Origin of the sequence: Archangium sp., from assembly GCF_036389735.1 — a bacterium.
GTDB lineage: Bacteria > Myxococcota > Myxococcia > Myxococcales > Myxococcaceae > Archangium.
On the sequence record NZ_DASVWK010000334.1, the window covers coordinates 1 to 11,505 of the forward strand.

At 69.8% G+C, this 11,505-nt stretch carries 12 protein-coding genes and 1 pseudogene; 6 read left to right on the top strand and 7 right to left on the bottom strand.

Annotated features, from left to right (window positions below; all coding sequences use genetic code 11):
* From VF794_RS11715 to VF794_RS11725, 3 genes are all read left to right on the top strand, one after another.
* On the top strand, positions 1–620 hold a 620-nt coding region (locus VF794_RS11715; RefSeq protein WP_331109742.1), incomplete at its 5' end, for an O-antigen ligase family protein.
* Positions 610–1,758, top strand: a complete 1,149-nt coding sequence (locus VF794_RS11720; RefSeq protein ID WP_331109744.1) for a glycosyltransferase — start codon at positions 610–612, stop codon at positions 1,756–1,758. The genes VF794_RS11715 and VF794_RS11720, both read left to right, overlap by 11 nt.
* A gap of 62 nt (positions 1,759–1,820) precedes the next feature.
* Complete coding sequence (locus VF794_RS11725; protein ID WP_331109746.1) at positions 1,821–2,522, top strand: DUF4097 family beta strand repeat-containing protein; 702 nt, start codon at positions 1,821–1,823, stop codon at positions 2,520–2,522.
* 70 nt (positions 2,523–2,592) lie between these two features.
* On the opposite strand, the gene VF794_RS11730 is transcribed toward VF794_RS11725, so the two are convergent.
* From VF794_RS11730 to VF794_RS11755, 6 genes are all read right to left on the bottom strand, one after another.
* Entirely contained in the window at positions 2,593–3,675 is a 1,083-nt protein-coding gene (locus tag VF794_RS11730) for a quinone-dependent dihydroorotate dehydrogenase (RefSeq protein WP_331109748.1), read from the bottom strand.
* 5 nt (positions 3,676–3,680) lie between these two features.
* Entirely contained in the window at positions 3,681–4,676 is a 996-nt protein-coding gene (locus tag VF794_RS11735; RefSeq protein ID WP_331109749.1) for an adenosine deaminase, read from the bottom strand.
* A gap of 36 nt (positions 4,677–4,712) precedes the next feature.
* Complete coding sequence (locus tag VF794_RS11740; protein ID WP_331109751.1) at positions 4,713–5,396, bottom strand: Smr/MutS family protein; 684 nt, start codon at positions 5,394–5,396, stop codon at positions 4,713–4,715.
* 59 nt (positions 5,397–5,455) lie between these two features.
* Positions 5,456–6,283, bottom strand: coding sequence for a hypothetical protein (locus VF794_RS11745; RefSeq protein ID WP_331109753.1), 828 nt, complete (start codon positions 6,281–6,283; stop codon positions 5,456–5,458).
* 33 nt (positions 6,284–6,316) lie between these two features.
* Entirely contained in the window at positions 6,317–7,924 is a 1,608-nt protein-coding gene (locus VF794_RS11750; protein ID WP_331109754.1) for an ATP-binding protein, read from the bottom strand.
* A 67-nt stretch (positions 7,925–7,991) separates the two neighbouring features.
* The gene (locus tag VF794_RS11755; protein WP_331109756.1) at positions 7,992–8,741 is read right to left on the bottom strand and encodes a TerB family tellurite resistance protein; all 750 of its coding nucleotides are present in this window, start codon (positions 8,739–8,741) and stop codon (positions 7,992–7,994) included.
* A 79-nt stretch (positions 8,742–8,820) separates the two neighbouring features.
* Here VF794_RS11755 and folD point away from each other — a divergent pair, with 79 nt between their 5' ends.
* From folD to VF794_RS11770, 3 genes are read left to right on the top strand one after another with little or no spacing between them, the layout of a single operon-like run.
* Entirely contained in the window at positions 8,821–9,666 is an 846-nt protein-coding gene (gene folD / locus VF794_RS11760) for a bifunctional methylenetetrahydrofolate dehydrogenase/methenyltetrahydrofolate cyclohydrolase FolD (RefSeq protein WP_331109758.1), read from the top strand.
* Between the two features lie 11 nt (positions 9,667–9,677).
* Entirely contained in the window at positions 9,678–10,205 is a 528-nt protein-coding gene (locus VF794_RS11765; RefSeq protein WP_331109759.1) for a hypothetical protein, read from the top strand.
* A gap of 7 nt (positions 10,206–10,212) precedes the next feature.
* On the top strand, positions 10,213–11,148 hold the full coding sequence (locus VF794_RS11770) for an ADP-ribosylglycohydrolase family protein (RefSeq protein ID WP_331109761.1): 936 nt from the start codon (positions 10,213–10,215) through the stop codon (positions 11,146–11,148).
* Here the strand turns inward: VF794_RS11770 and VF794_RS11775 are convergent.
* Positions 11,145–11,505 (bottom strand): annotated as a pseudogene (locus tag VF794_RS11775) (hypothetical protein); the annotation flags it as partial. The gene VF794_RS11770 and the pseudogene VF794_RS11775 overlap by 4 nt on opposite strands.

Sequence of the window (11,505 nt, forward strand, 5' to 3'; positions counted from 1 at the left end):
TGGGGGTGTGGGCGCTGCGCGAGAAGAAGAAGATGCGCTCGGTGATGATCGGCATCGCGCTGGCCGTGGGCCTGGCGGTGTTCGCGCCCAAGAGCTTCTGGGAGCGCAACGAGACGGTGACGGAGCTGCACCAGGACGCCTCGGCGATGGGCCGTGTGTACGCCTGGCAGGTGACGTCGCGCATGAGCCTGGACAAGCCGCTGCTGGGCGTGGGCGCGGGCGCGTTCCGCTACGCCTGGTTCGACTACGCGCCGCCCCAGGCCACGCGGGCCTACGTGGCGCACAACATCTTCCTGGACGTCATCGGGGAGATGGGCTGGCTGGGCCTGCTCTTCTTCCTGGTGTTCGCCGGGAGCGCCACGGGCGGCGCCTTCGAGGCCTCGAGGGATCCGCGCATGGGGTGGATGGCGCGAGGACTGGCGGCCGCGATGACGGGCTACCTCGTGTGCGATTTGTTCTCCGGCTACATCCTGTCCGCGCACCTGTACGTGCTCTTCGGACTGGCTGCGAGCGCGCATCGCATCGCCCTGAGCCGGGCGGAGGCGGCCGAGGCGGAGAAACGGATGGCTGTCGCGGGCGGAACCGCGCCGGCCTGGGTGGGGAGGGGAAATGCGGCGTGAGGACGCGCGGATGGGGCAGGAACCCCTCCGCTTGGTGCAATTCACCAGGTCGTTTCACATCGGCGGCACCGAGGTCCAGGTTCTTGAACTCCTGCGCGGGCTCCCTCCGAGCTACCGCCTCCAAGTCTCCGTGCTGCAGTCCGCCGGGCCGCTGATGGGCTCGCTGGAGCAGCTGGGCTTCGTGCCCGAGGAGTTCCCCCTCAAGGGCTCCCTGGCGCACGTCAACACGCTGGTGCAGGTGGGGCGGCTGGCGCGCTGGCTGCGCCACCACAAGGTGGAGCTCATCCACGTCCACGACTTCTACTCCACCATGCTGGTGGTGCCCGCGGCGAAGCTGGCCGGGGCGAAGGTCATCGTCAGCCGGCTGGACCTGAGCCACTGGCAGGGGCCGGCGCGGCGGATGCTGCACGCGCGCCTCACCGGCATGGCGGACCATGTGGTGGCCAACTGCGACGCCATCCGCCGGCTGCTGGTGGAGGAGGAGGGCCTGCCCGCCTCGCGCGTCAGCGTCATCCACAACGGGCTGGAGCTGTCGCGCTTCGACGCCCGGGTCCGCGAGGGACTCCAGGGGCCGCTGCCGGACACCGGCGGGGCGCCCGTGGTGGTGCACGTGGCCAACATGAACCACCCGGTGAAGCGCCAGGAGGACCTGATTACGGCGCTCCACCTGCTGCGCCAGTCGGGCCGCACGCTGCACGCGTACCTCGTGGGCGACGGCCCGCGCCGGCCGGAGCTGGAGCGGCTGGCGGCCGGGCTGGGCGTGGCCGACCGCGTCCACTTCCTGCGCCACCGCGCCGACGTGCCGGCCCTCTACGGCAAGGCCACGCTGGGGGTGCTCTGCTCCACCGCCGAGGGCATGTCCAACGCGGTGATGGAGGGCATGGCCGCGGGGCTGCCGATGGTGGTCACTCGGGTGGGCGGCAACCCCGAGCTGGTGGCGGACGGTGAGCGGGGCCTGGTGGTGCCGCCCCTGCGTCCGCAGACCTTGAGCGAGGCCTTCCTGCGGCTGCTGTCCGACCGGGAGCTGGGCCGGCGGATGGGGGCGGAGGCTCGCGCCTTCGTGGAGCGGGAGCTGTCCCTGGAGCGCATGGTGCGCCGCCATGACGTGGTGTACCGGCGGGTCGCACGGGGCGAGTGAAATCGTTTTTCCGGTGGCCCGTAGGGGAGGGGGACAACCTTCTCCCCTCCCGAGGAATCACCGTGAATCTCGCCCTGCTCCTGGTCCTGGCCGCCGCTCCCGCCACGCAGTCCTGGCAATTCGATACGTCCGCCACTCCGAAGGTGAACGTCGCCAACATCAATGGCTCCGTCCGCGTCGAGGCGACGGAGGGCAAGTCGGTGTCGGTGGAGGCGAAGCAGGAGGGCAGCGAGGAGCAGCGCGCGAAGTTCCCGCTCGAGGTGAAGCAGGAGGGGGAGGAGGTGTCGGTGCGGCTGTGCTGCGGCGGCTCCTGCTCGAGCAAGACGACCAGTTGCAGGGATCCGGTGGTCACCCACTTCGTGTTGAAGGTGCCGCGCGGCACCTCGCTGGAGGTGAGCACGGTGAACGCCGAGGTGAAGACCTCCGGCGTGGCGGGGTCTCAGGAGGTCTCCGTGGTGAACGGCTCCGTGTCGCTGAAGGGCTCGCGGGGCGAGGTGGAGGTGTCCGCGGTGAACGGTGAGGTGGAGCTGGCGCCCGAGGCCCTCGCGGACACCGAGGTGAGCACCGTCTCCGGTGCCGTGAAGATGAAGCTGCCACGCGGCGCGGGCGCCAACGTGGAGTTCTCCTCGGTGGGGGGCCACTTCAACGGGCGCGCGGTGAGCCTCGGCTCCACCGAGCAGCGCTATGGCAACGGCGAGCACGACGTGGACGTGAGCACCGTGAGTGGCTCGCTGGACATTCAGGCCGACGAGGCCTCGAAGTAGATGCGGTGAGGCGCGCTCGCCGGTGGAACTCCAAGGCGCCGGCGAGCGCCCAGCTTTTTTTCGAGAGCCCTCAGCCCTGGGCGCGGTGATCGGCGCCAATGGCCTCGCGTACCGAGCGGAAGCCGTCCCGGGCCAGCAGCGGGCCCAGGCCCTCGAGCAGCCGGCGCACCATGCCGGGCCCCTCGTAGATGAAGCCCGTGTACACCTGCACCGCCGAGGCTCCGGCCCGTAGCTTCTCGTACACGTCCTCGGCGGTGAAGACGCCGCCCACGCCGATGATGGGCAGGGCGCCCCCACTGCGCGCATAGACGCGGCGGATGACGGCGTTGGAGGGCTCGCGCACCGGCGCTCCGGACAGGCCGCCGGCCTCCTTCGCCACCGGGTGCTCGAAGGGGCGGGCGAGGGTGGTGTTGGTGGCGATGAGCCCGTCCAGCCCGCACGCGCGCGCCACGTCCACCACCTCGTCCACGGCCTCCGGTGTGAGGTCCGGGGCGATCTTCAGGAAGAGGGGCTTGCCCGGGGCCACTTGGGTGAGCCGGGCCTTCACCGCTCGCAGCAGCGCGCCGAGCTGCTCGGGCTCCTGGAGCTTGCGCAGGCCCGGTGTGTTGGGCGAGCTGGCGTTGACGACCACGTAGTCTCCATGCGGGGCCAGCGCGTCCACGCACGCCACGTAGTCGTCCACCGCGTTCTCCAGCGGCGTGTCCTTGTTCTTGCCGATGTTCACCCCCACCGGGGCGGGGTGCCAGGTGCGCACGCGCAGCCGCTCGGCGGCGTTGGCGGCACCGTGGTTGTTGAAGCCCATCCGGTTGATGAGGGCGCGGTGCTCGGGGATGCGGAAGAGGCGCGGGGTGGGGTTGCCCGGCTGGGGGCGCGGGGTGAGCGTGCCCACCTCCACCGCCGCGAAGCCGAGCGCCAGCAGCCCGTCCACGGCCTCGGCTTCCTTGTCGAGCCCCGCGGCGAGCGCCACCGGGTGGGCCAGTCGCAGGCCCGCCACGTTGACGGCGGCGTCATAGGTGACGGCGGAGAGCGTCCGCGCGCGCATCCGCAGGCTCAAGCCCGGTTGTTGCCCGAGCCGGTGCAGCGCCTCCATGCCCATGCGGTGGGCGCGTTCGGCGGAGAGGCGGAAGAGGAGGGCGCGCGCGAGGCCGTACATAGCGCTCAGCCAGGAATGAAGGAGTACTGGCGCGCCCAGGCGAGCGTCTGATCCACCTGTGCGGAGGTGAGGAGGCCGTTCTTCTCGACGAGCTCCACCTCGCGGAGCATGTCCGTCTCCAGGAGGTAGGTGCCATCGGTGTTGAGCGTGAACTTCACGCCCCGATCCCAGAAGGTCCGCATGATGTGCTTGAGCTCGTCGAGCCCCTCCACCGCGCGGGTGTGCAGGTTGGAGGTGGGGCACACCTCGAGCACCACGTCCTGCTCGCGCAGCATCTTCATGGCCGTCTCGTCGTAGGCGGCGCGGATGCCGTGGCCGATGCGGTGGGGCTTGAGCTTCTCCACCACCGCCATGACGCCCTCGGCACCGGTGCCCTTGGTCTCTCCGGTATGCACGGTGCACTTGAGGCCGGCCTTGCGCGCGCGGGCGAAGAGCTCCTCGTACTGCGTCACCATGGAGGGCTCGAGCTCCAGCGCGTGCTTCTCCGTGCCGGCCAGGTCGATGCCGTACACGCCGCGGTTCCGGTACTTGATGGCCTTGTCCACGACGATGCTGTTGAGCCGGTGATCGAACTCGCGGGCCAGACAGAAGATGAGGCCGGCCTTCACGCCGTACTCGAGCATGGCCCGGTCCATGCCTCGCAGCGCCGCGTGGATGATGTGGTCCAGGTCGAGCTCCGAGTTGAGGTTGCGCTTCATGGGGTTGAAGCGCAGCTCGATCTGCGTGACGCGGCTGCCGCGGTACTCCTTGCCGATGATCTCGTACACGGAGCGCTCGACGGCCATCGGCGAGCTTTGAATCTTCTCCGTCCAGGTGTGGAGGATCTTCAGGTAGTCCTCGAGGCTGCTCACCTTGCCGGGACGCGAGGTGATGAGCTCCACGAACTCGAAGTAGTCCTTCACGGGGAGCTTGAAGCCCTGCTGGTGCGCGAGGGACCAGAGGACATGGGGAGCCACGGAGCTGCCCATGTGGATGTGAAGATCGATCAGATCACGTGCCATGGCGGCATGTATGCACAGTGCCGCCCGGGCGTCCAGCTACCGGCGGAGCAGCACGTAGACGGCCCCCGTCCCACCGTCCTGCGGACGTGCGGTAGCGAACGCCAGCACCGTCTTGCCGATGCTCTTCTGGCTCAACCACACCCGGAGGCGCTCCTTGAGGACGGGGACGTGATCCTGGGAGTTCAGCCCGCGCCCATGGACGATGAGCACGCAGCGCTTGCCGGTGCGGCGGCTGTCGGTGAGGAAGCGGTCCACGGCCCCCTTGGCCTCGACCTGGGTCATGCCGTGGAGATCCAGTTGGCCCTGCACGGTGAAGTCGCCACGGCGCAGCGAGCGCAGCAGGCGCGCGTCGATGCCGGGCGCGGCGCCCTCGATGTACTCATCGGTCTCGGCGACGGTGAAGTCACCATGGCCCGCCACCATCTCGGCCAGCTCGGCGAGGGCCTCGGCGTTCTCGTCGATGATCTCCGGGAGGCGGGGGTTGGGCACGGGCGCCTCGCCGCGATCGGTGATCTGCTCCACGCCGTCCATGGCGGAGAGGAAGAGGGACATGTCGTCCTCCTCCTGGCCCCGCTTGGGCTTGGAGGGCTTGGGGGGCGGGGGAGGAGCCTGGGGCTTCTTGGCTGGCTCGGCCTGCTTCTTCTTGAGCTCCGTGAGCGCTGACTTGAAGGGGTTGTTGAAGGCCTCGCTCTTCTTCTTGGGGGGGCCGCGGTCACTCATAGTTCACCCTGTAATGCGTCAGGACGGGCCCGGGTTCAACCCGGTTTTGCCCTCGCTGTTCAGCCCTGTTTGGACAGCCAGGCCCGGAGGCGGTCGGCGGTGGGCGCGACCTGTTCCACCCGGCACCAGTCCAGGAGGCAGAGCTGGTGCCGGATCGCGAGGGCCGACAGCAGGCGGGAATCCCCTTCGAGGGCCGCGCCCCCCTTGGTGGGCCGAAGGGCCAGGACGGCGATCCGTCCCTCCCGCTGGGTGCCGTACAGCGTGAAGCCCGAGGGCAGCTTCACGGCGAAGCCGTCCGCGATCAGTCCCGCCACGCCCTGGAACGAGACGCCGTCGAGCCACGACGCGGCCTCTCCCAGGGCGCTCCGCAGGTCGGCGAGGGTGAGCCAGCAGCCCTGGAGCGGGGAGGGAAGCTCCTTGCGCATGTGGAGCGCATCGAAGCCAGGACTCTTCCGGTGCTGGGTGAAGATGCGCTCGATGGCCCTCAATTCCACCTCGATGGAGGACTCGAGCGTGAGCGCCACGAACTCCACCTGCCGCCAGTCGTCCTCGTGCAGCTCGAGCACGCTCTTGCCGAGCTTCGTCGAGCCCTTCTCGATGGCGGGTATCTGCTCACAGAGCGTGGGCAGCGAGTAGAGCACCGCTCGCGGCTCCACCGTCGAGACGTTCACCTCCCGCAGCGTGAGCCTCAGGGTGCCCGTCTTCCGGTACTCGGAGGCCGTCATGGGGTCGGCGGAGACGACCTCGTAGGACTTCGCCCCGATCTTCAGGGTCGTCGCGGCCTCGAAGCTGGGCGGGAGCTGCTCGGCGGACAGCTCCGCCTCCCCGATGGGCTGACCCGTCTTCGCGTCGATGAAGCGGACCTGGATGGTGGAATGCGCTGGCATGGACAGGCAGCGTAGCCCCTGGCGGCTGCCGCGTCAGCGGGGGGAAAGGGGCAGGCGCACCTCGAATGTCGAGCCCCGCCCCAGATCGCTCTCCGCCCACACCTCGCCGCCGAGCGCCTCGACGATCTGCCGGGTGATGTAGAGCCCGAGCCCCATGCCTCCATAGTGGCGCCGGGACACCGCGCGCTCGAAGCGGCCGAAGATGCGCTCTCGGTCCTCCGGCGCGATGCCGATCCCTTCGTCCCGCACGCGCAGGAAGACCTGGGCATTGTCCGTCCGAAGCTCCAGGCGGATGGGACGACCCTGGCCGTACCGGGCCGCGTTGCCGAGCAGGTTCATCACCACCTGATCCAACCGGGCCGCGTCCCAGCGACCCACGAGGGGCTCGGAGGGCGCGTGCAGGGTGACCTCGCTCCCGGTCTGGGCGAAGACGCCGTGCATCCGGTCGAGCGCGTCCCGCACCAGTTCAACGAGGTCCACCTCCGACAGCTCCAGCTCCAGGCGGCCGGCGGAGATGCGGCTCACGTCGAGCAGGCTGTCCACGAGCAGGGTGAGCCGGGTGAGCTGGCGCCGCACCGCGGACAGCCTGCCCGTGCCCGTCTGGCGCGACTGCTCGCTCAGTCCTCGCTGGAGGAGCTCGAGCTGGAGGTTGAGGGACATCAGCGGCGTCCTCAGCTCGTGCGAGGCCACCTCGAGGAACTCCTCGCGCAGGCGCACCGCCTCCTGGGACTCGCGGAAGAGGCGGGCGTTCTCCAGGGTGGCCACCGTGCGGCGCGCGAGCTCCTCGGCCATGGTCAGGTCATCCGGGGAGTAGCGCCGGCCCGGCTCGCTGGTGGAGAAGAGGAGGATGCCCAGGATCCGGCCCCGTGCCCTGAGGGGCACGGCCATGGCCGAACGCGCGCCAATGGCGCGCAGGGCCTCCAGGTGCTCGGCATCCTGCGCCATCCGCAGATCCATCTCCGGGGTGATGTCCGCGTGCAGCAGGGATTGTCCCGTCTGGAGCACCGGGTAGATGGGGGAGGTGGTGGCGAAGGGATACTTCATCAACCGCCGAAGGATGGGCTCCATCGTGGGCTCCCGGTGGGCGGCGGCCACGCGGCGCAGACTCCCATCCCGCTGCACGAGGTCCGCCACACAGGTCGTCGCCACGGAGGAGACGGCCAGCCGGGCGATGGCCTGGACGGCCTGTTCCACGTCCTCGGGCCATTCGGACAGGACGCGGCTGGCGTCCGAGAGGAAGCGCAGCTGCGCCTCGGTGCGCTTGCGCTCGCTGATGTCCTGGCAGATGGCCACGAAGTGGTGGGGCTTGCCCTCGGGGTTGATGAGCACCGACACGGCGTTGTTCACCCAGATGATGGAGCCGTCCGGGCGCAGGTAGCGTTTCTCGATGGTGAAGGCCTGACCGCCTCGCACGGCCCGTTCGAGCAGCGAGATGTTTCTCCCGAGGTCCTCCGGGTGGGTGATGTCCTGCATGCGCAGGTGCAGGAGCTCCTCGTGGGAGCGGCCGACCCACTCGCAGAAGCGCGGGTTCACCTGGATGAAGCGCCCCGTCAGGTCCACATGGGCGATGCCCACCAGACCCTGGTTGAAGATGGCGCTGAACCGCTGCTCCTCGTAGCTCCAGTCCTGCTCCGGCTTCACACGGGCCTCCGTCCTCTCAACATGGCCACGGTGACGAGGCACTCCGGGAGCGCGTCGGGGGTGATGCTCAGAGGCCGCGCAGGCGGCGGATCTCCTCGTAGGACTCCTTTATCTCCTGGAAGCGGCGGGACGCCTGCTCGACCGCTCCCTGTCCGAGGTGGGCGACGCGATCCGGGTGGTGGGTGGCGGCGAGCTGGCGGTAGGCGCGCTTCACGTCGGCGTCGGAGGCGGCGGGGGTGAGGCCGAGCCGGGCGTAGTGGACCTCGCCATCGCCGAAGTGGCGTGCGGTGACGGAGCGCAGCTCCTCCTCGGAGAGGCCGAGCCCCTGGGTGACACGCCGCAGGGCCTCCTGCTCGGCGCGCTGGAGGTGTCCGTCGACGAGCGCGAGGGCGTAGAGGGCATCGAGCAGCAGCAGGCGCTCGGAGGTGGGGAGCTCATCGCGGCAGGCGGCGGCGGAGTCCTCCAGCGAGGCGGGACGGGCGAGGTGCTCCTTGAGGTAGCGGCGGACGAGGCCGAGCGCCTCGGGGCCGTACTTGAGCTGGTGGGCGAAGTACTCGCGCACCACGCGGACCTCGTCGCGCACCACCTCTCCATCGGCGCGGGCCACTTCGATGAAGAGGGCGCACAGGTGGCGGGCGTAGTGGTCCTGGGCGGGGGTGTTCAGGACCGAGCGGGGGAGGGGCTTTTCCTGGGCCGCCGCCTCGGAGGGGAACACGTTCAGCTCGTCGAGCAGGTGGCCGAGGATGAGCCCCACGATGACGAGCGGGACGATGGCCACGGGCAGACCGATGAGCAGTCCCACGCCCAGGCCAAGCATCGCTCCGAGAACTTTTCCAGGTGCCACGTCCGCTTCGCTCCCTTGCCAGGAAGGAGTTTCGCATAGAGTCCGCCGCGCTATGGCCCAGTTGATCGACGGAAAAGCGGTAGCGGCGCGGGTGAGGGCGGAGGTGAAGGCGGATGTGGAGAAGCTCAAGGCCGAGCGCGGCCTGGTGCCGGGGCTGACGGTGGTCCGGGTGGGCGAGGATCCCGCCTCGAAGATCTACGTCACGGGCAAGAAGAAGGCGGCGGAGGAGGTGGGCTTCAACTCCTGGGAGGAGCACCCGGACGCGAGCCTCAGCGAGGACGAGCTGCTGGCGATCGTTCACAGGCTGAACGAGGACCCGGCGGTGCACGGCATCCTGGTGCAACTGCCGCTGCCGAAGCACATCGACTCGGAGCGGATCATCTCGGCGGTGAAGCCGGAGAAGGACGTGGACGGCTTCCACCCGATGAACGCGGGCAAGCTGTCGCTGGGCAAGCCGGGGCTGCGGCCGTGCACGCCGTTCGGGGTGATGCGGCTGCTGGAGGAGGCGGGGTGCAACCCCTCGGGGAAGCGGGCGGTGGTGGTGGGGCGCAGCAACATCGTGGGCAAGCCGATGGCGCTGATGCTCCTGGCGGCGGACGCGACGGTGACGGTGTGCCACCGCAAGAGCAACCTGGCCGCCGAGGTGGCCAACGCGGACATCGTGGTGGCGGCGGTGGGGGTGGCGGAGCTCATCAAGGGCGAGTGGATCAAGCCCGGCGCGGTGGTGATCGACGTGGGCATGAACCGGATGCCGGACGGGAAGCTGAAGGGGGACGTGGAGTTCGAGAAGGCGAAGGATCGGGCGTCCTTCATCACGCCAGTGCCGGGCGGCGTGGGTCCGATGACGATCGCGATGCTGATGCGCAACACGCTGATCGCGGCGAAGGGCGGCGTATAAAGGAGCCACGGATGGCCATTTCCTTCCTACGTGTCGTGGTCGGACTCGCGGCGGTGTACGGGGTCAACCGTCTCTTGTCGAAGCAGGCGGAGGCGCCCGCGCTCGCGGGCCCGCTCGTGCGACGGCGCCTCCAAGCGCTGCGAGCCCGCCGGCTGCCCCCCGAGCTCGCGGTGCCCACGCCGCGCCCCGATGTCTGGGGTGAGCGCGGCTACCTCTCGCAGCCTCGCTACCATGCGCGCTACAAGCCGCTGCTGATCGAGGGGTACGCGACCCACGGCTTCGTCTACCAGTACCAGTCCGAGCACGATGGGGAGGGTCCGGACGTCGTTGCCTCCTATGCGTGGCTGGACGAGCGGGGCGAGCTCCAGACGCGCAAGCTGAAGGAGAGTTACGACGGGATGCACGCCGCCTTGAGCATGGGGCGGAGCGACATGGTGATCGACATGGACGCGAGCCTGGATCAGGACAAGGTCATCGTCATCCTGCACAGCCTCGCTTCGGGAGAGCACGTCATCTACGAAGCCCTCCGCACCCAGTAGGGAGCCCATGCCGACACGCGAGGAACGCATCGAAGGCGGCCTGTACGGGCTGCTCATTGGGGACGCACTCGGCGTCCCCTACGAGTTCCACCCGCCGGGACACATCCCCGAGCTCGCGCTGATCGAATTCGACCCCCCGGACGGATTCACCCGGACCCACGCGGCAGTCCCACCGGGCACCTGGTCGGATGATGGCGCGCAAGCCCTGTGCCTCCTGGCCTCGCTGCTGTACCGGAACGAGCTGGACGTGGAGGACCTGGGGCGGCGGCTCGTGAACTGGTACGAGCTCGGGTACATGGCGGTGGACTCCGAGGTGTTCGACGTCGGCATCCAGACGCGAGAGGCCCTGGCGAACGTCCGAGCGGGCGTCCCGGCGCTGGAGGCGGGCCCGAAGGAAGAGCGGTCCAACGGGAATGGCTCGCTGATGCGGGTGCTGCCGCTGGCGCTCTGGCACCTGGGGGACGACGCGGCACTGGCGCGCGACGCGATGCTCCAGTCCCGGGTGACGCACGGGCACCTGCGCTCGCAGGTGTGCTGCGCGCTCTACTGCCTCTGGGCGCGGCGGACGCTGGAGGGCTCGACCGAGGCGTGGGCGGAGGCGCTGGCCACCTTCCGCGCGCTATACCCCGAGGGCACGGCGCCGCGCGAGGAGCTGGAGTCCTCCGTCCGCCCCGACACCAAGGACCCGGGGAAGGGGAGCGGGTACGTGGTGGATTGCCTGCGCTCGGCGAGGGACTGCGTGGCGGTGGGCCCCTACGAGCGCGCGGTGAAGGCGGCGGTGGCGCTCGGGGACGACACGGACACGACGGCGGCGGTGGCGGGGGGAATCGCCGGACTCCGGGACGGCTTCCAGGCCATCCCGGAGCGGTGGCGCGAGGCCCTGCGGGGCCAGGAGCTGGTGCGGCCGATGCTGGCCCAGCTCCTCGCGCGCCGGGCCGGTTAGAAGATGAAGCTCACGCTGGCTTGAACGTTGAGGGGCGCGCCCGGGGTGAAGTGGAGATCCTCACACCCCTCGAAGGCGCCTTCTTCGCCCGCGGGCCTCGTGCCGGCCGGACAGCTCGCTGGTTCCGTCTCGAAGGGCAGTCGCGAGACGTTGGCGAATTGGGCCTCGCGCCAGTGAGCGTCGAGCAGGTTCTGTACGCTCACGTTCACCTCGTAGAAGGAGCCCCGGTAGCCCAGCGTGGCGTCCACGCGGGTGAAGCCCTCGGCGACGAGAAAGCGATCCTCCGTGGCCGGGCGATCGCCCAGGTGCAGCACGCCGAGCCGCCCGGAGACGCCGCTCGGGTGTCGCGCGGACACG